At 50.3% G+C, this 24199-nt stretch carries 27 protein-coding genes and 2 tRNA genes; 23 read left to right on the top strand and 6 right to left on the bottom strand.

Going from position 1 to position 24199, the window contains the following annotated elements; all coding sequences use genetic code 11:
• Positions 1-315: 315 nt before the first annotated feature.
• The 12 genes from putP to E2L00_RS05675 all read left to right on the top strand — a co-directional run bounded on the left by putP (position 316) and on the right by E2L00_RS05675 (position 12916).
• Positions 316-1824: a sodium/proline symporter PutP gene (gene putP / locus E2L00_RS05730; RefSeq protein ID WP_167608248.1), complete on the top strand. Its 1509-nt coding sequence runs from the start codon at positions 316-318 to the stop codon at positions 1822-1824.
• Between the two features lie 387 nt (positions 1825-2211).
• Entirely contained in the window at positions 2212-3045 is an 834-nt protein-coding gene (gene efeU / locus E2L00_RS05725; protein WP_167608246.1) for an iron uptake transporter permease EfeU, read from the top strand.
• A 61-nt stretch (positions 3046-3106) separates the two neighbouring features.
• The gene (efeO, locus tag E2L00_RS05720; protein ID WP_167608243.1) at positions 3107-4231 is read left to right on the top strand and encodes an iron uptake system protein EfeO; all 1125 of its coding nucleotides are present in this window, start codon (positions 3107-3109) and stop codon (positions 4229-4231) included.
• A 5-nt stretch (positions 4232-4236) separates the two neighbouring features.
• The gene (gene efeB, locus E2L00_RS05715) at positions 4237-5520 is read left to right on the top strand and encodes an iron uptake transporter deferrochelatase/peroxidase subunit (RefSeq protein WP_167608240.1); all 1284 of its coding nucleotides are present in this window, start codon (positions 4237-4239) and stop codon (positions 5518-5520) included.
• Between the two features lie 532 nt (positions 5521-6052).
• Positions 6053-6841, top strand: a complete 789-nt coding sequence (gene phoH, locus E2L00_RS05710; RefSeq protein ID WP_201279317.1) for a phosphate starvation-inducible protein PhoH — start codon at positions 6053-6055, stop codon at positions 6839-6841.
• Between the two features lie 276 nt (positions 6842-7117).
• Positions 7118-7438: a PTS sugar transporter subunit IIB gene (locus tag E2L00_RS05705; RefSeq protein ID WP_167608238.1), complete on the top strand. Its 321-nt coding sequence runs from the start codon at positions 7118-7120 to the stop codon at positions 7436-7438.
• Between the two features lie 83 nt (positions 7439-7521).
• Complete coding sequence (gene chbC / locus E2L00_RS05700; protein WP_167608235.1) at positions 7522-8880, top strand: PTS N,N'-diacetylchitobiose transporter subunit IIC; 1359 nt, start codon at positions 7522-7524, stop codon at positions 8878-8880.
• 66 nt (positions 8881-8946) lie between these two features.
• The gene (gene chbA, locus E2L00_RS05695; RefSeq protein WP_167608232.1) at positions 8947-9291 is read left to right on the top strand and encodes a PTS N,N'-diacetylchitobiose transporter subunit IIA; all 345 of its coding nucleotides are present in this window, start codon (positions 8947-8949) and stop codon (positions 9289-9291) included.
• A gap of 14 nt (positions 9292-9305) precedes the next feature.
• Positions 9306-10142, top strand: coding sequence for a transcriptional regulator ChbR (gene chbR / locus E2L00_RS05690; RefSeq protein WP_167608230.1), 837 nt, complete (start codon positions 9306-9308; stop codon positions 10140-10142).
• Positions 10143-10242: 100 nt separating this feature from the next.
• Positions 10243-11586 (top strand): 6-phospho-beta-glucosidase, encoded by a 1344-nt coding sequence (locus E2L00_RS05685; RefSeq protein WP_167608227.1) that lies wholly within the window; start codon positions 10243-10245, stop codon positions 11584-11586.
• Between the two features lie 52 nt (positions 11587-11638).
• A complete protein-coding gene (chbG, locus tag E2L00_RS05680) occupies positions 11639-12400 on the top strand; it encodes a chitin disaccharide deacetylase (RefSeq protein ID WP_167608224.1) in 762 nt (253 codons plus the stop codon).
• 171 nt (positions 12401-12571) lie between these two features.
• Entirely contained in the window at positions 12572-12916 is a 345-nt protein-coding gene (locus tag E2L00_RS05675) for a nitrous oxide-stimulated promoter family protein (protein ID WP_167608221.1), read from the top strand.
• Between the two features lie 431 nt (positions 12917-13347).
• Here E2L00_RS05675 and E2L00_RS05670 read toward each other — a convergent pair.
• A tRNA-Ser gene (locus E2L00_RS05670) sits at positions 13348-13435 on the bottom strand.
• Between the two features lie 658 nt (positions 13436-14093).
• Positions 14094-14181, bottom strand: a tRNA-Ser gene (locus E2L00_RS05665).
• 205 nt (positions 14182-14386) lie between these two features.
• Between E2L00_RS05665 and ghrA the strand changes: the two genes are divergently transcribed.
• The 4 genes from ghrA to E2L00_RS05645 all read left to right on the top strand — a co-directional run bounded on the left by ghrA (position 14387) and on the right by E2L00_RS05645 (position 17308).
• Positions 14387-15328: a glyoxylate/hydroxypyruvate reductase GhrA gene (gene ghrA / locus E2L00_RS05660; protein ID WP_167608218.1), complete on the top strand. Its 942-nt coding sequence runs from the start codon at positions 14387-14389 to the stop codon at positions 15326-15328.
• Between the two features lie 80 nt (positions 15329-15408).
• Positions 15409-16146, top strand: coding sequence for a phosphatase (locus E2L00_RS05655; protein WP_167608215.1), 738 nt, complete (start codon positions 15409-15411; stop codon positions 16144-16146).
• Positions 16147-16172: 26 nt separating this feature from the next.
• On the top strand, positions 16173-16727 hold the full coding sequence (locus E2L00_RS05650) for a TorD/DmsD family molecular chaperone (RefSeq protein WP_167608212.1): 555 nt from the start codon (positions 16173-16175) through the stop codon (positions 16725-16727).
• A gap of 104 nt (positions 16728-16831) precedes the next feature.
• Positions 16832-17308: a DUF1097 domain-containing protein gene (locus E2L00_RS05645; protein WP_167608210.1), complete on the top strand. Its 477-nt coding sequence runs from the start codon at positions 16832-16834 to the stop codon at positions 17306-17308.
• 41 nt (positions 17309-17349) lie between these two features.
• On the opposite strand, the gene csgG is transcribed toward E2L00_RS05645, so the two are convergent.
• From csgG to csgD, 4 genes are read right to left on the bottom strand one after another with little or no spacing between them, the layout of a single operon-like run.
• A complete protein-coding gene (gene csgG, locus E2L00_RS05640; RefSeq protein WP_167608207.1) occupies positions 17350-18183 on the bottom strand; it encodes a curli production assembly/transport protein CsgG in 834 nt (277 codons plus the stop codon).
• A 39-nt stretch (positions 18184-18222) separates the two neighbouring features.
• Complete coding sequence (gene csgF / locus E2L00_RS05635) at positions 18223-18639, bottom strand: curli production assembly/transport protein CsgF (RefSeq protein WP_167608204.1); 417 nt, start codon at positions 18637-18639, stop codon at positions 18223-18225.
• 9 nt (positions 18640-18648) lie between these two features.
• On the bottom strand, positions 18649-19038 hold the full coding sequence (csgE, locus tag E2L00_RS05630) for a curli production assembly/transport protein CsgE (RefSeq protein WP_167608201.1): 390 nt from the start codon (positions 19036-19038) through the stop codon (positions 18649-18651).
• Between the two features lie 4 nt (positions 19039-19042).
• Positions 19043-19693 carry a biofilm master transcriptional regulator CsgD gene (gene csgD, locus E2L00_RS05625; RefSeq protein ID WP_167608198.1) on the bottom strand — a complete coding sequence of 217 codons (651 nt, stop codon included), beginning with the start codon at positions 19691-19693 and terminating at the stop codon, positions 19043-19045.
• A 778-nt stretch (positions 19694-20471) separates the two neighbouring features.
• On the opposite strand from csgD, the gene csgB reads away from it, so the two are divergent.
• From csgB to E2L00_RS05590, 7 genes are all read left to right on the top strand, one after another.
• Positions 20472-20927: a curli minor subunit CsgB gene (gene csgB, locus E2L00_RS05620; protein ID WP_167608195.1), complete on the top strand. Its 456-nt coding sequence runs from the start codon at positions 20472-20474 to the stop codon at positions 20925-20927.
• A 47-nt stretch (positions 20928-20974) separates the two neighbouring features.
• A complete protein-coding gene (locus E2L00_RS05615) occupies positions 20975-21334 on the top strand; it encodes a curlin (RefSeq protein ID WP_167608193.1) in 360 nt (119 codons plus the stop codon).
• Between the two features lie 63 nt (positions 21335-21397).
• A complete protein-coding gene (csgC, locus tag E2L00_RS05610) occupies positions 21398-21727 on the top strand; it encodes a curli assembly chaperone CsgC (protein WP_167608190.1) in 330 nt (109 codons plus the stop codon).
• Positions 21728-21860: 133 nt separating this feature from the next.
• Positions 21861-22172 carry a hypothetical protein gene (locus E2L00_RS05605; protein ID WP_236127683.1) on the top strand — a complete coding sequence of 104 codons (312 nt, stop codon included), beginning with the start codon at positions 21861-21863 and terminating at the stop codon, positions 22170-22172.
• Positions 22173-22386: 214 nt separating this feature from the next.
• On the top strand, positions 22387-23109 hold the full coding sequence (locus E2L00_RS05600; protein ID WP_167608188.1) for a beta-ketoacyl synthase chain length factor: 723 nt from the start codon (positions 22387-22389) through the stop codon (positions 23107-23109).
• Positions 23109-23891 carry a lysophospholipid acyltransferase family protein gene (locus tag E2L00_RS05595; protein WP_167609622.1) on the top strand — a complete coding sequence of 261 codons (783 nt, stop codon included), beginning with the start codon at positions 23109-23111 and terminating at the stop codon, positions 23889-23891. The genes E2L00_RS05600 and E2L00_RS05595 overlap by 1 nt, the downstream gene beginning before the upstream one ends.
• 15 nt (positions 23892-23906) lie before the next feature.
• Positions 23907-24179 (top strand): phosphopantetheine-binding protein, encoded by a 273-nt coding sequence (locus E2L00_RS05590; RefSeq protein WP_167608185.1) that lies wholly within the window; start codon positions 23907-23909, stop codon positions 24177-24179.
• The last annotated feature ends 20 nt before the right edge of the window (positions 24180-24199 follow it).

The raw sequence follows: 24199 nt of genomic DNA, 5'->3' as shown, positions 1-24199 counted from the left end.
GAATAAATTTGTTAAATTTACTATAAGAAAATGAGCAGGCTAATTATTTGCAGTCCGGGGATATTTACCGACAGAGTTAACACTTTCTTAAGGTGCAACCGAAAAAAGCGTGAGCGAGTGCAACCTCCGTAAAAAAGGTGTTTTTTGCGGGGTGAATTTCTTGTGAATGCCGTGTTAAATCGTTTGTGAATAAAACTAGCTTCCTGCAGGATACGGTCGCGAACTGACATCACAACAAGCCGCGCTGCGTTCCGGTGGGGCAACAGCGGTTTATTTCTTATAAAAAAAACCGGTAAACGAATCTGGAGAACTTGCATGACCATGAGTACACCAATGCTGGTGACTTTCCTTGTTTATATCTTTGGCATGATATTGATAGGGTTTATCGCCTGGCGCTCAACCAAAAACTTCGATGACTATATTCTCGGTGGCCGCAGTCTGGGGAGTCTGGTCACAGCGTTATCCGCCGGTGCTTCTGATATGAGCGGCTGGTTATTAATGGGTTTACCCGGCGCGATATTTCTTTCCGGCATTTCCGAAAGCTGGATTGCGATTGGTTTAACCGTTGGCGCTTATATTAACTGGAAACTGGTCGCAGGCCGTTTACGCGTTCATACCGAAGTGAACAATAACGCCCTGACGCTGCCGGATTATTTCACCGGTCGTTTTGAGGATAAAAGCCGTCTGCTGCGTATTATCTCCGCGCTGGTTATTCTGCTGTTCTTCACCATCTATTGCGCATCCGGCATCGTGGCGGGAGCGCGTCTGTTTGAAAGCACTTTCGGCCTGAGCTACGAGACCGCGCTTTGGGCGGGTGCCGCTGCAACCATCCTTTATACCTTCGTCGGTGGGTTCCTGGCCGTAAGCTGGACCGATACCGTGCAGGCCAGCCTGATGATTTTCGCGCTGATCCTCACGCCGGTTATGGTGATTATGGCCGTTGGCGGCCTTGATGACTCCCTGCTGGTTATCAAACAGAAAAGCATCGAAAACGTCGATATGCTCAAAGGGCTTAACTTTGTCGCTATTATTTCGCTGATGGGCTGGGGCCTTGGCTACTTTGGTCAACCGCATATTCTGGCGCGTTTTATGGCGGCGGATTCTCACCACACCATTGTTAATGCGCGTCGCATTAGCATGACGTGGATGATCCTTTGTCTGGCTGGCGCCTGTGCGGTGGGCTTCTTCGGTATCGCTTACTTCACTAACAACCCGGCGCAGGCTGGGGCGGTCACCCAGAACGGCGAGCGGGTGTTTATCGAACTGGCGCAGATTCTGTTTAATCCATGGATTGCCGGTATCCTGCTTTCCGCCATTCTGGCGGCGGTGATGTCGACGCTGAGCTGCCAGCTGCTGGTTTGCTCCAGCGCCATTACCGAAGATTTGTATAAGGCGTTCTTCCGCAAAGGTGCGGGGCAGAAAGAGCTGGTATGGGTAGGGCGCGTGATGGTGCTGATAGTCGCGCTGGTTGCCATCGCTCTGGCCGCTAATCCGGAAAACCGCGTCCTGGGGCTGGTGAGCTACGCATGGGCAGGCTTCGGTGCGGCGTTTGGCCCGGTCGTTCTGTTCTCTGTTATGTGGTCTCGTATGACCCGTAACGGCGCGCTTGCCGGCATGATTATTGGTGCGGTGACGGTCATCGTCTGGAAACAGTTCGCATGGCTGGGCCTGTACGAAATTATCCCCGGCTTCATCTTTGCCAGCATCGGGATTGTAGTAGTAAGCCTGCTGGGGAAAGCGCCGTCGCAGGCTATGCTCAACCGCTTTGCGGATGCGGATGCGGTTTATCATTCTGCGCCGCCGACGAAGCTGCAAGCCGAATAATGCAGTCCTGAGCCTTGTTCCTCCGGGAGGCTGATTCCAGCGTCCCGTTATAACAGATAACAACTATTCAAACGTAAGGCCGGGATTCCCGGCCTTGAGACTAATGACAAATCTCATAGCTTACGAAGTTCTGAAAAATGTCACTCTAAAATTAACAGCAAAATCAATTTATTGATTTTCGGCAGATAACCATAAAGAAGAGAAAACCACGCTTTTTCCTTCTTTGCCAGCAATCTGAAGGCCGGGATTCCCGGCCTTTTTTACATCCCGATATAAATAACATGACAAACCCGCTTGTATTTCTTTTTGCGGTAATGATAATCACTATCGTTCTGGTTTACCTTTCTTTACGTCGGTTGACCTGGTTTCACACTTGAGGTGTCAGGAATGTTTGTCCCGTTTCTCATCATGTTACGCGAAGGCCTGGAAGCAGCGCTGATTGTCAGCCTTATTGCCGGCTATTTAAAACGCACCCGGCGCGGTCAATGGATTGGCGTAATGTGGATTGGTGTGGTGGCCGCCGCCGCCTTATGCCTGGCGCTTGGGATCTTTATCAACGAAACCACCGGCGAGTTCCCGCAAAAAGAGCAGGAGCTATTCGAGGGCATCGTGGCGGTGGTTGCGGTTGTGATCCTCACTTGGATGGTGTTCTGGATGCGCAAAGTTTCGCGCAACGTAAAAGTGCAGCTTGAGCAGGCGGTGGATAACGCTCTGCACAGCAAGGGCAGCCACGGCTGGGCGCTGATCCTGATGGTCTTTTTCGCGGTGGCGCGTGAAGGACTTGAATCGGTATTCTTTCTGCTGGCAGCCTTCCAGCAGGATGTGGGAATAATGCCGCCGCTCGGCGCGATGCTTGGGCTGGCAACGGCTATCGTGCTTGGCTTCCTGATTTACTGGGGCGGTATTCGCCTGAATCTGGGCGCTTTCTTCAAATGGACGAGCCTGTTTATTTTGCTGGTCGCGGCAGGCCTTGCGGCGGGAGCGATTCGTGCTTTCCACGAAGCTGGCCTGTGGAACCATTTCCAGAATATCGCCTTTGATCTCAGCAATGTGCTTTCCACCCATTCCCTGACCGGAACGTTGCTCGAAGGGATCTTTGGCTATCAGGAAACGCCAACCGTCAGCGAAGTGGCGATGTATTTCATTTATTTGATTCCGGCCCTGGTGCTGTTTGCCATGCCGCCGCGCCTGAACAATCAGGCGACAAATAGCGTTCGTTAACCATCTTGTGGCGGGGTTCGCCACTTAGTTACAACATACTAATAGCTTAAAGGGATTGCCCATGACCGCACAGTTCCGTCTTAAGGCGCTTAACATTGCGCTGTTTGCTCTTGTCTCTTCCGCTTTTGCCGCTCACGCGGCGGATGTTCCTCAGGTAAAAGTCACCGTTACCGATAAACAGTGCGAGCCGATGAACATCACGGTAAACGCCGGCAAAACCCAGTTCATTATTCAGAACAACAGCCAGAAAGCGCTGGAGTGGGAAATTCTGAAAGGGGTAATGGTGATTGAAGAGCGTGAAAATATCGCACCCGGCTTCTCGCAGAAGATGACGGCTAACCTGCAGGCGGGCGAGTACGATATGACCTGCGGTCTGCTCAGCAATCCGAAAGGTAAGCTGGTAGTAAAAGCCGCTGGCGAGCAGGCAACCCCGAAGAACGATCTGATGGCGCTGACCGGGCCGATTACCGACTACAAAACTTACGTGACGGCTGAAGTGGCCGAGCTGGTCAAAGGCACCAAAGCCTTTACCGATGCGGTAAAAGCAGGGGACATCGAAAAAGCGAAGTCGCTGTATGCCCCAACGCGTCAGCACTATGAGCGTATCGAACCTATTGCTGAGCTGTTCTCGGATCTGGACGGCAGCATCGATGCCCGTGAAGATGATTACGAGCAAAAAGCGAACGATCCGAACTTCACCGGTTTCCACCGCCTGGAGAAAGCGCTGTTTGGCGACAATTCCACTAAAGGCATGGAAAAATACGCCGGGCAGTTAAACACCGACGTGCTGGATCTGCAAACGCGCATCTCTGAACTGGCCTTCCCGCCGGGCAAAGTGGTGGGCGGCGCAGCGGGCCTGATTGAAGAAGTTGCAGCCAGCAAAATCAGCGGGGAAGAAGACCGTTACAGCCATACGGACCTGTGGGACTTCCAGGCAAACGTTGATGGCGCGCAGAAAATCGTTAACCTGCTTCGTCCGTTGTTGAGCAAAGAGAACGCGCCATTGCTGGCAAAAGTTGATGCCAACTTTAAAAAAGTGGACGCCATCCTTGCGAAATACCGCACTAAAGACGGCTTTGAAACCTACGACAAACTGACCGACGCTGACCGTAACGCGTTGAAAGGACCGGTAACCGCGCTGGCGGAAGATCTGTCGCAGCTTCGTGGTGTGCTGGGCCTGGACTAAGTAAGATGCAAGAGAAAACTAAATCCGGCGTGCAGCAACCTGCACGTCGTCAATTACTGAAAACGCTGGGCGCCCTCGGGGGCGCCTTTGCCGTTACTGGCGGCTGCCCGGTTGCTCATGCGGCAAAAACGGAAACGTCGCCGGGCACGCTTCCACCCGATGCGCGAATGGAAAAGCAGCCGTTCTACGGGCCACATCAGGCAGGTATTCTTACCCCGCAGCAGGCAGCAATGATGCTGGTAGCTTTTGATGTGCTGGCGACCGATAAAGCCGATCTTGAACGTCTGTTTCGGCTGCTGACGGCGCGTTTCGATTTTCTCACAACCGGCGGCGCTGCGCCGGAAACGCCGAACCCGCGTATGCCGCCGATGGACTCCGGCATTCTTGGCGCGGAAATTTTTCCAGATAACCTGACGATAACGTTGTCGGCAGGCGTCACGCTGTTTGACGATCGCTTTGGCCTGCAGGCGCAGATGCCGAAAAAACTGCAAAAGATGGAGCGTTTTCCTAACGATTCCCTTGATGCCAGCCTGTGCCATGGTGATGTGTTATTGCAGATTTGCGCCAACACTGCCGATACGGTTATTCACGCCCTGCGTGACATCATCAAGCACACGCCGGATTTGCTGAGCGTGCGCTGGAAGCGTGAAGGCTTTATTTCGAACCATGCTGCCCGCAGCCGCGGCAAGGAGACGCCGATCAACCTGCTTGGATTTAAAGATGGCACCGCCAACCCGGACAGCAGCGATGCCGGGCTGATGGATGCTGTCGTGTGGGTGACAAAAGAGCAGGGCGAACCCGCGTGGAGCGTAGGTGGAAGCTATCAGGCGATTCGCATCATCCAGTTTCACGTGGAATCCTGGGATCGTACGCCGCTTAAAGAGCAGCAGACGATTTTTGGCCGCGAGAAACACAGCGGTGCGCCGCTGGGCATGAAAAACGAGCACGATGAACCTGATTATGCCGCCGATCCCGATGGCAACGTGATTGCGCTGGATGCCCACATACGCCTGGCTAACCCGCGCACTAAAGAAACGCAGGCAAATCTGATGGTGCGCCGCGGCTACAGCTACTCGCTTGGCGTCTCCAAATCCGGGCAGCTGGATATGGGCCTGCTGTTCGTCTGCTATCAGCACGATCTGGAGAAAGGTTTTCTCGCCGTGCAAAAGCGCCTTAACGGTGAAGCGCTGGAGGAGTATGTGAAGCCCCTGGGCGGAGGATATTTCTTTGCGCTGCCGGGTGCGCCAGATAAGCAGCATTACCTGGGACAGGGGCTGATCGAGGCCTGAACGGCTGTTTCCTTTTCCTGCTAATTTTTCATTTGCTAACAATTCGGGTGAAAATCATGCGTCAGTATTGCTCGTATGCATCCCATTGATATAAAAATGTAATATAAGTATGGCATAACGTTCTGACCCAGCCGGGAGTGCGGCAATGTTGATTTTAAGTAAATTTAATGTTGCATTTTAGATAATTTTTGATGTACTTAAAGCATGAGCGGTAGTTCCCGGCTGTGAAGTTCAATCACAATGGAGATCGCGAATGGTAGGGTCCTGTACTGGACGATTGAAAAAACATCTTACCCGCACATCCCGGCGCGGAGGTACTTCCTCCGGCTTCGCTATCCTCACCGCTACATTTCCTGATTCCACCACACTACAACGTGTCAACGATGCGCTAAGCGGCGCCTGTCGCCTGACTGGCGCATCATCTCAACCGGCAGTTCATGGCTTACAAGGAAGCCAAACCTCATCCGTTAGTAAGCATAATCGCGTCCAGACAGGTGACGCGGGAAATGAAACCAACTGTAAGGTGCCATCCATGGGAAGACAGAAAGCAGTGATCAAAGCTCGTCGTGAAGCAAAACGTGTACTAAGACGAGATTCGCGGAGCCACCGGCAACGCGAAGAGGAATCGGTCACCACGCTTGTGCAGATGAGCGGCGTAGAATCTATTGGTATGGCGAGGGATTGCCGCGACAATTCACCAATAGCCGCGCGAAACGAGGCTCAGGAGCACTATCTTAACGCCATCGAGAGAAAGCAGTTGATATTCGCCACCGGGGAAGCGGGGTGCGGCAAAACTTATATCAGCGCGGCAAAAGCCGCTGAGGCCCTGATACATAAGGACGTCGACAGGATAATTGTTACTCGCCCGGTCCTGCAGGCTGACGAAGATCTCGGCTTCTTGCCCGGCGACATCGCGGAAAAGTTCGCACCGTATTTCCGCCCGGTGTATGACATTCTGGTGCGGCGGCTGGGCTCGTCTTTTATGCAGTACTGTCTGCGGCCCGAAATCGGTAAGGTAGAGATTGCGCCGTTCGCCTATATGCGCGGGCGCACCTTTGAAAATGCGGTGGTGATTCTTGATGAGGCGCAGAATGTTACCGCAGCGCAAATGAAAATGTTCCTGACGCGCCTTGGGGAAAACGTGACGGTGATCGTGAATGGCGATATTACGCAGTGTGATTTGCCTGCTGGCGTACAGTCAGGCTTAAGCGATGCGCTGGCACGTTTCGAAGAAGATGAAATGATTGGTGTAGTGCGTTTTGGCAAACAGGATTGTGTCCGTTCGGCCCTGTGTCAGCGGACGTTAAACGCTTACGACTGATCGCGCCTGTAGATAATTTTAAAAGCCCAAACCTGGTTTGGGCTTTTTTCTTTGCGCGAATTATTTGCCTGAAATGTGAGGGTGGTCATAAGGCCCGGTCAAGGAGAGACAATTTTGGCTGCTGCAGAATTATCCCCGTCTAACCGCATGCCGTATACTCATTTCACGCAAAGACAAGCAGTACTTTTTAAACTTTCGGCTATTGGCCCGTCAACACAGCAGACAAAAAAGGACGTTTGTCTAATCTGCAACTTATCTGGAATATGAGGATTTCCTATGGAAAAGAAAGTTATCTATCTATTTTGTTCCGCCGGAATGTCTACTTCGCTGCTGGTGTCGAAAATGAAAGCACAGGCCGCGAAATATGAAGTTCCGGTCATTATTGAAGCGTTTCCTGAAACCCTGGCAGGCGAAAAGGGTGGTGCGGCAGATCTCATTCTGCTGGGACCACAAATCGCCTATATGTTGCCTGAAATTAAAAAGGTATTACCAAACAAGCCGGTTGAAGTAATTGATTCCGCCCTGTACGGCAAAGTGGATGGACTGGGCGTCCTGAAAGCCGCTGTCGCATCGATCAAAAAAGCAGCAAACGGTTAATTTTAATTATTGTTTTATTTTTCCGTCAAAGAAAGACCTTACACACCCTGGCCGCCGACTGGCGGCGTTAAAGGAAAATGCAAATGAGTAAAGTCATTGATTCACTTGAAAAGGTTCTCCTTCCTTTTGCCGTCAAAATAGGAAAACAACCGCACGTTAACGCAATTAAAAATGGTTTTATCAAGCTAATGCCGTTAACCCTGACGGGGGCAATGTTTGTTCTTATCAATAACGTTTTTTTGAGTTTTGGCGCAGGATCTTTCTTTTATTCATTAGGTATTCGTTTAGACCCTTCGACCATTGAAACGCTTAATGGGTTAAAAGCCATCGGTGGCAATGTGTACAACGGTACGTTGGGCATTATGTCGCTGATGGCTCCCTTTTTTATAGGGATGGCCTTAGCCGAAGAACGTAAAGTTGACTCGCTAGCCGCAGGTTTATTATCCGTGGCTGCTTTTATGACCGTAACGCCTTATAGCGTAGGCGAAGCTTATGCCGTGGGCGCTAATTGGCTAGGCGGCGCAAATATTATTTCCGGTATTATTATTGGCCTTATTGTTGCCGAAATGTTTACCTTCGTTATTCGACGCAACTGGGTTATTCGTTTGCCCGATAGCGTACCCGCTTCGGTATCGCGCTCATTCTCTGCGTTAATTCCGGGCTTTATTATTCTGTCCATCTTCGGGATTATTTCCTGGGCGCTGGCCTCCTTTGGCAGCAACTTCCACCAGATTATTATGGACTCCATCTCCACGCCGCTGGCGTCGATGGGTGCGGTAGTGGGCTGGGCGTACGTTATCTTCACTTCCCTGCTGTGGTTCTTTGGCGTGCACGGCTCTCTGGCGCTGGCAGCGCTCGACAGCGGCATTATGACGCCGTGGGCGCTGGAAAACGTCGCCATCTATACCCAGTACGGTTCAGTAGATGCGGCGCTTGAAGCCGGTAAGACATTCCATGTCTGGGCGAAACCGATGCTCGACTCGTATATCTTCCTCGGCGGTACCGGCGCAACGCTTGGCTTAATCATCGCCATCTTTATTGGTTCGCGTCGCGCCGATCATCGTCAGGTGGCAAAGCTTGCCCTGCCTTCCGGCATCTTCCAGATTAACGAACCTATCCTGTTCGGGCTGCCAATCATTATGAATCCGGTGATGTTTATTCCGTTTGTACTGATTCAACCGATTCTGGCCGCGATTACGCTTGTGGCCTACTACCTGGGGCTTATCCCGCCGATTACCAACATTGCACCGTGGACAATGCCTGCTGGCCTGGGCGCCTTCTTTAACACTAACGGAAGCATTGCCGCGCTGCTGCTGGCCCTGTTTAACCTGGGCGTTGCCACGCTGATTTATCTTCCTTTCGTTGCCATCTCCAATAAGGCGCAGAGCGTTATTGAAGAAGAAGAAAGCGAAGAAGATATTGCCAACGCGCTGAAATTCTAATCCGGACTACTGCCGGAGGGAGAACCACCTCTCCGGCGCTGACCAACTTAAGGGTGAGAAATAAAGATGTTTGATTTAGTTGACGTCGTTGAAACAGAAGAAGCACAGGATCTCGAAGAAGTGGTCATGGGGTTGATCATAAACTCAGGTCAGGCCCGCAGCCTGGCCTATGCCGCACTTAAAAAGGCGAAAGAAGGCGATTTTGAACAGGCTCGCGATCTGATGGCCAACTCGCGCCGGTCGCTGAATGAAGCGCACCTGGTACAAACAAAGCTGATTGAAGATGACCAGGGCGAAGGCAAAACCAAAGTCAGCCTGGTGCTGGTACACGCGCAGGACCACCTGATGACCTCAATGCTTGCACGCGAACTCGTGACGGAGCTCATTGAGCTACACGAAAAAATAAAATAACGTAGGGAGTCATAATGCAGCCACCGGTATTGAGTATGGAAATTAAGACAGCACGCGAAAATCAACTCTTCGATGGTCAAAATTTCCACGTTTTTATCTACAACAAAGTAGAAAGCATCTCCGGGCTGCATCAGCATGATTACTACGAATTTACCATAGTACTTACCGGGCGATATTATCAGGATATTAATGGTAAGCGAGTGCTGTTAGAACGCGGAGATTTTGTTTTTATTCCGCTGGGTTCACATCACCAAAGTTTTTATGAATTTGGCGCTACCAGAATATTAAACGTAGGTATCAGTAAAGCCTTTTTTGAACAGCACTATTTATCTTTATTACCACAACGCTTTGTCGCGTCGCAGGTATATCAAATCAAGAATGAGTTTATGGCTTATATTGAGTCGGTGATTGCCTCGCTTAACTTCAGAAACGGTGAATTTAACGAATTTCTGGAAATGGTGACGTTCTATATTGTTAACCGGCTGCGTCATCATCGCGAATCGGAAGTAATAACGGATATCCCGGTCTGGTTGAAGGTAACCGTTGAAAAGATGCACGACAAAGCCCGCTTTGGTGATAAGGCCCTGTCTAATATGGTAACGCTGTCCGGCAAGTCGCAGGAATATCTGACCCGCGCAACGCAACGCCATTATGGCAAAACGCCGATGAAAATCATCAATGAAATACGCATAGACTTTGCCAGGAAACAACTGGAGATAACAAATTACTCGGTTACGGACATTGCATTTGAATCAGGATACAGCAGCCCGAGTATGTTTATTAAAAACTTTAAGAAACTAACTTCATTTACACCGAAGCAGTACCGGAAACAGTTGTTTAGTATTAGTTAACCTGTAGGTGAATCAATGTGGATTTTCTTCATAATCTGCACTCATTCATTTATATCGCTGTCTTTAATTTGCAGTGCAATGATATTGTACGGGAGTTCCTATGAGCAAAAAACTGAAAGTCGTGACTATTGGTGGCGGAAGTAGCTATACCCCAGAATTACTCGAAGGCTTTATTAAACGTTACGATGAATTGCCCATCACTGAATTATGGCTGGTCGATGTGGAAGCGGGCAAAGAGAAGCAGGATATTATTTTCGAGCTCTGCCTGCGCATGGTTGAGCGTGCCGGGGTGCCCATTGCGATCTACAAAACGCTCGATCGCCGCGAAGCGCTGCTGGACGCAGATTTCGTCACTACTCAGCTACGAGTAGGTCAGTTAAAAGCGCGTGAACTTGATGAGCGTATTCCTCTGAGCCACGGCTATTTAGGCCAGGAAACCAACGGGGCGGGCGGGCTATTCAAAGGGCTGCGCACTATTCCGGTGATTTTTGACATCATCAAAGATGTGGAAGAGATTTGCCCGCACGCCTGGGTGATTAACTTTACCAATCCGGCCGGCATGGTAACCGAGGCGGTGTTCCGCCACACCAAATTTAAGAAATTCATCGGTGTGTGTAACATTCCGGTGGGGATGAAAATGTTCATTCAGGACGTGCTGAAGATACAGCCGCAGGATGACCTGGCGATTGATCTTTTTGGCCTGAACCACATGGTGTTCATCAAAGATGTACTGGTTAATGGTGAATCGCGCTTTGCTGAATTGCTTGACGGCGTTGCCGCCGGCACGCTGAAGGCAAGCGGCGTGAAGAATATCTTCGATCTGCCGTTCAGTGAGGGGCTGCTGCGTTCTCTGAATCTCATTCCGTGCTCCTACCTGCTTTATTACTTCAAGCAAAAAGAGATGCTGGCCATCGAGATGGGCGAATTCTATAAAGGTGGCGCGCGAGCGACGGTTGTGCAGAAAATTGAGAAACAGCTCTTCGATCTGTACAAAAATCCTGAGCTGAACGTGAAGCCGAAAGAGCTTGAGCTGCGCGGCGGGGCTTATTATTCAGACGCGGCCTGTGAAGTGATTAGCGCTATCTACAACAACAAGCAAACCGAGCATTACGTCAACTTCCCGCATAAAGGCCACATTGATAATATCCCGACAGACTGGGCTATCGAAATGACCTGTACGATTGGAAGCGACGGCGCCACGCCAACGCCGCGTATCACACACTTTGATGAAAAAGTCCTCGGCCTGATTTATACCATTAAAGGCTTTGAAATTGCCGCCAGCGAAGCTGCGTTAAGCGGTAAGCTCAATGACGTGCTGCTGGCGCTAAACCTGAGCCCGCTCATCCACTCCGATAAAGATGCGGAAAAACTTGCGCGTGACATGCTGTTAGCACACGAGGCGTTGCTGCCTGAGTTTGCACAAACGATTGCGGCGCTGAAATAGCCAATGAGCTGAGCCTTTCCCGTGCGGGGAAGGCAATTTAAAGGAAGCGCTTATGGATAAGTTGTTGATCGTAAATGCGGATGATTTTGGACTGTGTAAAGCGCAGAACTACGGCATTATCGAGGCATTTAATAATGGCGTCGTGACGTCAACCACGGCGATGGTTAATGCGGCAGGCATCGGCCATGCGGTGTCCCTGAGCGCGGCGCACCCAAAACTGGCGGTCGGTATGCACTTTGTGTTGACGCTGGGGCGCCCACTTTCTGCGATGCCGGGCCTGGTAGACGAGAAGGGCGCACTGGGTAAATGGATTTGGGAAAGGGCAGAAGCGGGAACGCTGCCGCTTGCGGAGATCCAGCAGGAGCTGGAGTGCCAGTTTGCGCGCTTTATCAGGTTCTTTGGCCGCCGGCCAACCCATATTGATAGTCACCATCACGTACATATGATCCCGCAGATTTTTCCTCTCGTTGCAGCCTTTGCCAAAGAGCAGGGCGTCGCCATGCGTATCGACCATGACGAAGTAAGAAAGAGCGAACTGGAATTGCACGGGGCCCGGAGTACGCAGGGTTTCGACAGTGGCTTCTATGGCGAAGCCATCACTCAAACGCTGTTCCTGGATACGCTGGATCGCGCTATGGCGCGTGAGGAGCAGTCGCTTGAAGTTATGTGTCATCCTTCTTTTATTGATAACACCATTCTGGCGAGCAAATACAACTATCCGCGCCTCGCCGAGCTGGATGTGCTGACGTCGGCCTCCCTGAAATACGCGATTGCCGAGCGTGGGTATCGTCTGGGCACATTCAGCGATATTTAAGCCGTTGTATTAAAAAGCCTGAAGATGCGTTCAGGCTTTCTTCTTTTTTGCAGCAATCCCCGTGCCATATGTTTTCTCCAGGCACGCTTATATTTTTCCCCATGATAAGGTGTATTATAAATGCATATTTAACAACCTGCCGCCGGGGCCGATCAATCTTCAGGTATCGCTATGTCAGAGAAACGAATCGAGAGAGAGAAAAAAACCATTCAAAAAATGCTCAACCTGTACGAGCAAAACAACCCGACGGCCGATAAAACGCCGGAGCACTATCAATCTCTGTTCAGTTACGCGTCAAAAAGGCTGGATCGCTGCGCCTTCGGGAACGAAAAACCCGCCTGTAAACACTGCCCGATCCATTGTTATCAGCCCGCCCGGAGAGAAGAGATGAAGCAGATCATGCGCTGGGCAGGCCACCGGATGCTGTTTCGCCATCCAATACTGACGATTCTGCATTTAATCGATGACAGGCGGCCCGTGCCTCCGCTGCCGGAAAAGTATCAGCGGAATAAGTAATTTCCCAGCCGTCCCTCTACGGGTTTCGGGCAATAAAAAAGCCCGAACGTGCATTCAGGCTTTCCCATGAAATATGGCGGTAAGGGAGGGATTGATTCGCTGCGCTCTCCCTACGGGCGTCATGGTCATGAATGTCCCTGACGTCCAACAGGCTGAAGCCTGTTGTCGAACCCTGTCGAGGGTTCTCACCGTCCCTCTGCGTGCAATATGCGAAAAAAAGCCCGCATAGATATGCGAGCTCTTCTTTAAATATGGCGGTAAGGAAGGGATTGATTCGCTGCGCTCTCCCTACGGGCGTCATGGTCATGAATGCCCATGACGTCCAACAGGCTGAAGCCTGTTGTCGAACCCTGTCGAGGGTTCTCACCGTCCCTCTGCGTGCAATATGCGAAAAAAAAGCCCGCATGAATATGCGAGCTCTTCTTTAAATATGGCGGTGAGGGAGGGATTCGAACCCTCGATACGTTGCCGTATACACACTTTCCAGGCGTGCTCCTTCAGCCACTCGGACACCTCACCATATTGTTTTTTGTTACCCGCTTACGGGGGCAACGGGGCGCTACTATAGGGAGTCAGCCTCATTCGGTCAAGTGTAATTTTCTCTTTATGGTTTGTTCGGTTAAGCCTTGAGCGATGAGGAATTTTGCACGAAAAAAAAGCCCGCATAGATATGCGAGCTCTTCTTTAAAGATGGCGGTGAGGGAGGGATTGATTCGCTCAGCCTGTTGTCGAACCCTGTCGAGGGTTCTCACCGTCCCTCTGCGTGCAATATGCGAAAAAAAGCCCGCATAGATATGCGAACTCTTCTTTAAATATGGCGGTGAGGGAGGGATTGATTCGCTGCGCTCTCCCTACGGGCGTCATGGTCATGAATGCCCCTGACGTCCAACAGGCTGAAGCCTGTTGTCGAACCCTGTCGAGGGTTCTCATCCGTCCCTACACGGGTTACGGGTAATAAAAAAGCCCGAACGTGAGTTCAGGCTTTCCCATGAAATATGGCGGTGAGGGAGGGATTGATTCGCTGCGCTCTCCCTACGGGCGTCATGGTCATGAATGCCCCTGACGTCCAACAGGCTGAAGCCTGTTGTCGAACCCTGTCGAGGGTTCTCATCCGTCCCTCTACGGGTTACGGGCAATAAAAAAGCCCGAACGTGAATTCAGGCTTTCCCATGAAATATGGCGGTGAGGGAGGGATTCGAACCCTCGATACGTTGCCGTATACACACTTTCCAGGCGTGCTCCTTCAGCCACTCGGACACCTCACCATATTGTTGCCCCAGCGCTGCAGGAACGGGCGCTAATGTAGGGAAAAGCGCTAAACACGTCAATGCACTTTTCACTATATTCAGCGCGTTTAGACAAACTTCAGACAACTTGCTTTTTAAACCAACAAAGGGCGCTGCTTTTTTATTATATTCATTACTTGAATTGATTCGCGTTTCGCGTAAGCCTAAGGAAAAAGGAGGAAGCGTGGATATTATTTTCTATCACCCAACATTCGATACCCAATCCTGGCTGGCAGGTTTGCAGCAACAACTCCCTGACGCTCGCATACGTGAGTGGCGCGAAGGCGACGATCGGCCCGCTGATTATGCGTTAGTCTGGCATCCCCCTGTGGAAATGCTGGCTGGCCGCCACCAGCTCAAGGGCGTATTCGCGCTTGGCGCAGGCGTGGATTCGATTCTCAGCAAGCTGCAGGCCTATCCCGATATGCTTCCAGCAGGCGTGCCGCTATTTCGCCTTGAGGATACTGGCATGGGGCTGCAAATGCAGGAGTACGCTGTCAGCCAGGTACTGCACTGGTTCAGACGTTTTGACGATTACCAGGCGCAGAAGCAACAGGCGAACTGGCAGCCTCTTGATGATTACCGTCGCGAAGACTTTACTATTGGCCTTCTCGGCGCAGGCGTGCTCGGCAGAAAAGTAGCAGAAAGCCTGACCGCGTGGGGCTTCCCGGTCCGCTGCTGGAGCCGTAGAAAAAAAGATTATCCTGGCGTCACAAGCTTTGCAGGCGTTGAGCAGCTCAGCGATTTCCTGAACGGCACCCGTGTTCTTATTAACCTGCTGCCAAATACGCCGCAGACCGTCGGCATTATTAATGCATCTCTGCTGGCGCGTCTGGCAGACGAAGCATATGTGCTTAACCTGGCGCGAGGGGTTCACCTGGTGGAAGCCGATCTTTTGGCCGCGCTTGATAGCGGTAAACTGAAAGGGGCGATGCTGGACGTATTCTCTAAGGAGCCTCTGCCGGTTGACAGCCCGCTGTGGAAGCATCCTCGTGTGGCAATAACACCTCACGTCGCGGCGGTTACGCGCGCCGATGAGGCAATGGCTTACATTGCCAAAACGATTCGCCAGATTGAAAAAGGTGAAACGCCGACGGGCGAGGTTTCCCTGCAACACGGCTACTAAACCCAGGCCCGGTTCCCCGCCGGGCTAAAACTCAACGGTAATAGCTGCTATCCTTGCGGGAAAGAGAAAAGGAGAGAGTTATGTATCCCGTTGACCTTCATATGCACACCGTCGCCAGTACTCACGCCTACAGCACCCTGCATGACTACATTGCCGTTGCCAAAAGCAAGGGCATTAAACTGTTTGCCATCACCGATCACGGCCCCGATATGGCCGACGCGCCGCACTACTGGCACTTTGTGAATATGCGCATCTGGCCGCGCATGGTCGATGGCGTTGGTATTTTGCGCGGTATTGAAGCGAATATTAAAAATACCAGCGGCGAAATTGACTGCACTGGCCCAATGCTGGACGCGCTCGATCTGATTATCGCTGGTTTCCACGAACCCGTTTTCCCGCCGCAGGATGAAGCTACGCATACCGAAGCGATGATTGCGACGATGGCTAACGGCGATGCGCATATCATCAGTCATCCCGGGAATCCGAAATTCCCGGTTGATATTCCGGCCATCGCTCAGGCTGCGGCTAAATATAATGTGGCCCTTGAGCTGAACAACTCTTCTTTCACACATTCCCGTAAAGGGAGCGGGCCGAACTGTCGCGCTATCGCTGCTGCGGTACGTGACGCGGGCGGCTGGCTGTCGTTGGGCTCTGATTCCCATACGGCATTTAGCCTGGGTGATTTTAACGAATGTCGTAAGGTTCTGGCGGAAGTGGACTTTCCGGAAGATCGCATTTTAAACGTTACGCCGCGTCGCCTGTTAGGTTTCCTTGAAGCCCGTGGCATGACGCCTGTCGCCGAATTTGCCACACTATAATTTCTATCTTTGAATGGATTGTTAGCATGAATGAGTTCTCAATTATTTGCCGTATTCTGGGATCGCTGTTTTACCGTCAGCCGCAGGACCCGCTGTTAGTACCCTTGCTGACGATGATCCACGAAGGAAAGCTGGCGGCAAATTGGCCGCTGGAGCAGGACGAGTTGCTGTCTCGTCTGCAGCAAAGTTGCGATCCGCAGCTGCTTGCCGCGGATTATAACGCGCTCTTTGTCGGTGATGAGTGCAGCGTTCCGCCATATCGCTCGGCATGGGAGGAGGGGAGCCAGGAAGGCGAGATCCGCGAATTCCTGAAAGAACGCGGCATGCCCCTTGCCCAGACGCCGGCCGATCACTTTGGTACTCTGCTGCTGGCCGCGTCGTGGCTGGAAGACCAGTCGCAGGAAGATGAGTATGAAGCTCAGGCCACGCTGTTTGATGAGTACCTTCTCCCGTGGTGCGGCACCTTCCTTGGTAAGGTTGAAGCCCATGCGGCAACGCCTTTCTACCGCACGCTGGCGGCCATAAGCCGTGAAGCTATTCAGGCTATGCGCGATGAGCTTGAGGAATCCGAAGAAGAATAAAGAGTGAATCACATCACATTATTAATGTAATAATTTATTGTTTCTTGCAGAAAGTGTGCGGTAGATCGTAGTTGGGCCGAAAGGCTCTGCTATGATACGCCGCCATGAACATACTCATTTCTCTTGCATTGACGACCGGTATCCTTTCAGGCCTTTGGGGCTGGGTGGCTGTGAGCCTTGGTTTACTAAGCTGGGCAGGTTTTCTCGGCTGTACCGCTTATTTCGCCTGCCCGCAGGGCGGCCTTAAAGGGTTATTTATCTCGCTTTGCACATTGTGCAGCGGCGTGCTTTGGGCGCAGGTTATTATTCATGGCAGCGCACTGGCTCCGCATCTGGAAATCCTTGGTTATGTTGTGACGGGCGTCGTTGCTTTTCTGATGTGTGTCCAGGCTCGACATGTGCTGCTGTCGTTCGTACCCGGCACCTTTATCGGCGCCTGTGCAACCTTCGCCAACCAGGGCGAGTGGCGGATAGTAGTGCCTTCTTTGCTGCTGGGTCTGGTGTTTGGCTTTGCCATGAAGAACAGCGGCCTGTGGCTTGCGGCGCGAAAATCCAGACAGGCATCGACTATCGCCGAATAAAAAAACCAGCCGAAGCTGGTTTTTTTATTTCCGGTTTGCCATCAGGCTTCCGGCGGCACGGACATTTCTTTGTATTTTACCAGTATCGGATTATTTTTGTCGTCCGGGTTCTTAAGATCCCAGAGTCCACGGGCGATACCGTCATTGACCAGATAAATAACGCCTGTCTCGATAGCCGACATCAGACACATCATCACCGGTTCGTTGGTGGTAAAGCCAACTTCACCTTCTAACAGACGCTGGTAATCAATAAAGCGGAATACCCCGGCCTGCACTTCATAAGATAAAATGGTTTTGCTGGTGTTAACCGATGATAATATCTCGCCGGTGCTGACGTTAACCACGCGCAGGTTGACAGCTATCTGGTCGAGTTGATATTGCGTTTCACCGCCAATACCGAAGTAACGCGCCCCGATGCCGCCTGATTTCACATTGCTTTCATAGCCAATAATTGAACCTTCAATCATGACGTTTGCCGCCATTAACGATTGCAGAGCCTGGCGGTTATTCGCCGCAACGGTACCGTTTTCCTGGGCCGCGCGGATTATTTTACGTTCGTTGAGCAGGTTTTGTAATCCCTGACGTTCCAGCGGTATAAACCAGCGTGAATCCTTTAATGCCGTAACCAGCATAGCGGTGGCGCTTTGCGGTACGGCCGTTGAAAAGTTACTTGCCGGATAAGCCTTAAACTGACCTGTTTCATCCTGGATGTTATATACCGAGACAAACAGTTTTCCCGCCGCTTCTGGTAAATGCGTTAAATCGCGATAGCTTTGGGCCCGAGGCATTAATGTAGGTTTAGCGGCTTCTTTAGGTGGTGCGGTCAAACAACCACTTAATAAACACACTGCTACGATGAGAAGAAAGCGCTGCATGATGTTTATCCTTAAATACCTTTTGAATGTTTAAGCCCACTAGAAATCAGTAGAATTGTTTTGTAAGCCAGCGACCTGAATGGTTGAGGTTTTTCCTGTTGTGCGGTCAGTGATGTTCATCGTTAATTGCCCGTCAGCGTTGGCAATATCTACGATAAAGTCATTAGTCACCAGGCGCCCGGGTTTACCGGTATTGATATTGGTGAGCAAGCCGCCCAGCAGTTGCGACTGGATAGTTTGTGTAAAGTTATCCAGCGCGGAGGGCGTTTCGATACCATAATCATCGCTATAGCTGGGGTCCTTATAAGAGTTCTGGGCCTGAGCTTCATTAAGTAAGAAAGGGCCGTTGTTTGGGTTACCGCCAAAATTCGGGTTAGTAAACTGAAAGGTCATATTGCCGCCCCATGCCAGCGGTGTAAAAACCAGCAGGGAAACAACCGCATGAGCTATACGCATGACAGCCTCCTAGAATTCATCATGGCTTAAATCGCCGGTGCCTAATAAGGCCTTATCTATCTGCCGACGTTTAATTGCCTCATCTGTTTGAGCCAGTGCAATATCGACGTTGCGGTCGAAGTCGCGTTTAATGGGGAATAAAAAAGTCTGAAAAACAACGTCCTGCTCGACAGTAATGGTTATCCAGCTTCCCCAACGGGCACTGGGTCGCTCATTTATAGTCAGGTTTCCAGTAAAGCTGCTTTCCCACTTGTCACTGAAGGCACGGTAAAAGTCGTGACCCACGGAAGAAACGGTGTGATCCGTCAACAGTCCGGGAATTTCAACTTCTACGGCGCGAGCGCCCCCGGAAGCGCACAGTAAAACTGTCGCCAGCAGTAAAGCAGGTTGTAATTTCATTGCCTCAACGCCTGAGATTATCGTTTGCCCAGGAAACCGCCTGAGTTCGATTTTTAACGGCTATCTTTTTGAACAGATTATAGAGATGGGTTTTTACCGTATTCTCACTAATAAATAGCGACTGAGCGATTTCAATATTGGAAGCGCCGACACGCAATTTATTAAGAATCTCCTTTTCGCGGTGCGTTAACAGCGAAGATTCAACGCTGTTAAAGCGATAGTTTCCTGAGTGATTAATAAGGTAGCTGGCTAATTTTTGCGAGAAATAACATTCACCCTCCATCACCCCACGGATGCCTTCGATAACCCGCGGCTCTTCTTCAGACGTATAAAAAACGCCGTTAATGTGAGGCCAGTTCTCTATGTCACGGAACTGATACTCTTCTGGCGTATTGAGAAGAAGTAATTTTATGCTGCTGTGTTTGCGGCTTAAGCTGACCTGCCAATAATTAATAAGCTTTTTATCTGCCTCGACCATATCGAATAAAACCAGAACATTTCCCGCAATCTCATCAAGAGAGCGTTGAATATTATGAAGTTTTCCGTTTATAGACAGAGACGACTTCAAATGTTGTAATAGAGCCGAAGCCTGCAGCGAAGGTTTTGTGATCAATAACAATGTATGACCATTTAAAGTATGGACTTCATTAAACATGATGAAACTCCACCTGGTTTTTATGCACTATCAGCTGAATTAACAGAAAGTTAATTCACCAGAGGTACTGATTAGTGCTGCACTGCTGTGTGTGAAATAATAAAACACGGTCAAACGCGTACATTGATACGGATGACATTGTGTTAAATAAAATGGTTACTGCTGAATTCAATCTAGCGGGAAGTAATCTTAAAGCAAGTGTTAAAGATGTTACATAATGTAACTCAGGATATTAAAGTGTTTCACTGTAAAAGTTTCACTATTAAATTTTGATGCTAAAGTTGTACATTTTAATTAATTTGCATCGTTTTTAAAAATCATACAATTTAATATAAGTTATTGATTCTAAATATTTATAATCTCAAAAGTTATCATCCATTGCATTTTAACATATGTAAATAACCTCCCTTTCCGACGGCGTTTTTTTCCTGTTTAAGAAATCGTGTTGTGGTGACGGCTTGCTTCGTTAAATTGCCAAACACCTCGCAAAAGAGGCTTCGCAAGACGGTTGAGATAGTTTAACTGTCAGTCAATCTAGCGATCGTTAGCGTTAATTAAATTCTGGGCGGGAGGACATCCTGTTAGCGTTACGCTTTTTTATCGAACTCATACTTTGGGGTGAATATAAATATAAAAATACACCATGCGGGTGAGATATTTTAAATGTGTCGAAGGACATACTCATTTCCGTAACGCAGCAACAACTTTTCATTGTTTGCGTTAACAACTTAATATTTTGGCATAGTTACCTGGCAGCATCCAGGTCCAGGATGACAACATGAAAAACACATCGTTATTTATGGTGTTAGCATTGCTGGGTGCGCCTGGTTATGTAATAGCAGCTGGTCACGATCTTGCTGCTTCAGAGTATAACTTTGCAGTGAATGAATTAAGCAAAGCATCTTTTAATCAGGCAGCCATTATTGGTCAGCACGGTTCTGGTAATAGTTCCGATGTTGATCAAAAAGGGACCCGGCAACTAGCGGTCGTCTCGCAGTACGGAGGCAACAATCGCGCAAACGTCGATCAATCAGGGAGTTATAACCTTGCTTATATTTCGCAGACGGGCGGTTCAAACGATGCGGATATTAAGCAGACCGATTATGGTAATACCGCTTTAATTGTCCAGAAAGGTTCTGGTAATAAAGCAAGTATTATCCAGAACGGTACGCAAAAAACAGCAGTTGTAGTGCAGAAACAGTCACAAATGGCGGTTCGTATTATCCAACGATAATACACAAACTATTTGGGCTAATATTCTCAATCCGATGGGGGTTTACCATGAATTTATTCAAAGTGGCAGCATTAGCAGCGGTAGTTATTTCCGGTAGCGCTTTGGCCGGTCATTTTCCTGTACAAAATGGCCAGGGTAATGAAACCCTGAGTATTTATCAGGAAGGCGTGAACAACGTTGCTCTTGCCGATCAAGGCTCTTCTCCTGATGCTACAATTGATATTAAATCATATGGTTATAACAACTATGTGAAAGCAAATCAGTCTGGCGCTTCTGATTCAGATACTTTCGTTGTTCAGTCTCAGGGTGGTAAAAATACCGCAATTACTAACCAAATGGCTGATAATTCAACCATCTCTGTTACCCAGGTTGGCTGGGGTAACTATGCGAATGCTTACCAGCACTAGCTGAGAATCTGCACTATTATATAAAAACAGGGCCCTGGCCCTGTTTTTTTATTGGGGGATGACATGCACACCTTAATTTTGCTGGCGGCGCTCTCTAACCAGCTTACTTTCGATATCCAGCAACAGGGCAATGTTTATACCATTGAACCCGTCGCCACCCTGACCAGTGATTGCCAGTGTTCAATGAAGCTCACCGCCACGCGTTCCGGAAAGGCCGGACAAAGCACCAGTAGCCAGCGATCCAGCGTCTCAATAAAAGCAAATGAACCGATAAAATTAGCCAGGCTGAGTCTGAATATCGATCCCGACGACAGCGTGACCCTCACCGTCACTTTGACCAACGGAAAAGATATTAACCTGGAAAAACAGTGGGTTCCTACTGGCAGGATATAAGCCTGGAGGTGTTATTTAATGTGTGTAACCGCCTTGTTGTGCTTATTTCAGCGATAGTATGAAGGTTTCACTGTAGCGCTGCCGATATCTGCCGATTATCTTCATTATAGACTGCATGTGAGGAGTACAGATTATGACAAAAGCTACTTTGAAAAAGTTTCTCTGTGTTACTGTGCTGGCGGTATTCTCTCCTTTGACTCAGGCCGGTGCGTACGGCGGGGTAATTCAATTCAGGGGAGCGATTGTCGAAGGAGGATGCGATATCTCGCCGCAGGGCCAGAAGGTGGCGTTTTCCTGCTATAAACAAGGCAAACCGACAACCTTCACCGTTGCGCTAAACCAGTTAGCCGGCGGCTCCATACATAGCAACAGCCTGATGCAAACTGATATTCAGTACCTCGATCAGCAGCGTCGTCTGGCTATCGTTAATGTCACATGGCAGTAAATAACATGGTCCGGTAAACACGCCAGATCATGAGTTTTTCCGCATACTGATTTATTTCATCGCGGGTTTTGTTACTATTCTGCGCCGCCGCAAATTTCCGCGGCGCAAAAAATATTTTTAAGAAAAATCCAGCCGGATTGAGAGTTATTCCATAGCCCATAACAATATAAAAGATATAACTGTGGGCTGCAGCAGATGAATGATGGTAGCGAGAATGAAGTTAGCGTTTAACCTTGTCGACTGGCAGGCCAGCGCCCCCGGCCTTTCCGACGCCGCGCAGTGGCTGGCCTGGAGCAAAGCATCCCCGGTAATTGATGCGTCAGCCACGCTCGCCAGATGCACATATTTACCTATGATGACCGCGCGCCGTCTGGCGTCGGGCAGTCGCCTTGCGGTAGACAGCGCGCTGGCCGTGCTGGAGCGCTGCCGCGCTGATGCGCTGGTTTTCGCCAGCCGTCATGGTGAACTGGAACGCAATTTTAAGATCCTGAGCGCTCTGGCTGAACAGCAAACGGTCTCGCCAACAGATTTTGCTATGTCGGTACACAATGCGGCGGTTGGCAACACCACTATTGCTGCGAAAGCACCTCTGGTTTCATCCTCCGTATCCGCCGGTCAGGATACCTTCGCTCAGGCGCTGGTTGAAGTGGCCGCTTTTCATCACGCCGGTTATAAGCGGGTGCTGATGGTGGATTTTGACGGCGCCATTCCCGATTTTTATCAGCCCTGGCTGGCAAGCAAGCATGAGGCTTTCCCGTTCGCCGTAGCATTACTGCTGGAAGCAGGCTCGCAGCTGCGGGCCGAAAGCGTTCCTGCATCTAATGGCGAGGCAGCGGCGCTACCGCAAAGCCTCGTTTTTTTACATGCCTGGCTGAGCAAAGCACCTGCGTTTGCGTTCGATGGAGAAAGGCTGCTGTGGCAGTGGAGCCGCGGGTGATGTGGCGCAAAGCCCTGCAACGCCTCAACTGGTTCTGGCGAGTCGTCATGACCGGCTGGCTGTTTATTCTTTTTGGCAGCGGCGGCCTTGCGCTGTCGCTGCTGTGGTTTAATTTACTGCTGATAACCGTACCCAATCGAAATAAGCGCCGTAATATTGCCCGTCGCAGCATTGCCGCCAGTTTCCGGTTATTTTTACGCATTGGGCGCTGTCTGGGCGTTTTTGATTATCAGTTCAGCGGTGCAGAAAACCTGCGCAGCGATAAAGGCTTTCTGGTTGTTGCGAATCATCCCACGCTGCTGGATTATGTTTTTATTGCTTCACAGGCGCCTGAAATTGGCTGCCTGGTCAAAGCAAGCCTGGTAAATAATCCGTGTTTCAGAGGGGTTATTCGCGCGGCAGATTATTTAATTAACAGCCAGGGCGAAACGTTATTGCCGCAAAGCCAGCAGCGCTTATCGGCGGGGGAGACAATACTTATTTTCCCAGAAGGTACGCGTACACGTCCCGGAGAGCCGCTGATTATCCAGCGTGGGGCCGCGCAAATTGCCGTTCGCAGCGGCTGCCCCCTGCGGCTGGTGCATATTCATTGCGACCAGCGCTATCTCGATAAGCAAAGCCGCTGGTATCAAATCCCGGCGCGCAAACCGATGATTACGGTCTCTGTGCAGCAGCGCATAGAGAGCCTGGATTTTGTCACAGCACAGGACGATACCCCGGCCCTTGCCGCGCGGCGCCTGAGCCATTATTTACGTCAGGAGCTAGTGCCTGACTCTCGTTAAGACCCGGATGCAAATATGGATTCCCTAAAGAACGATATTAAACAACTTATTATCGACACGCTGAACCTTGAAGAGATAAGCGTGGACGACATTGATAGCGAGGCGCCCCTGTTCGGCAGCGAGGGACTGGGGCTTGACTCTATTGATGCTCTCGAACTGGGCCTGAGCGTTAAAAAACGTTATGGCGTGGCGTTATCCGCCGAAAACGAAACCATGCGTCAGCATTTTTACTCTGTGGCAACGCTGGCCGCTTTTATTGCCAGTCTACATCCGGCGCACGACGCCTGAATAATTAAAAGAACGAGTAA

The organism is Cedecea colo (genome assembly GCF_011808225.1).
In the GTDB taxonomy this organism is placed as follows: domain Bacteria; phylum Pseudomonadota; class Gammaproteobacteria; order Enterobacterales; family Enterobacteriaceae; genus Dryocola; species Dryocola colo.
Note: the sequence above shows the minus strand (reverse complement) of the source record. Positions and strands in the feature narration are given on the sequence as shown.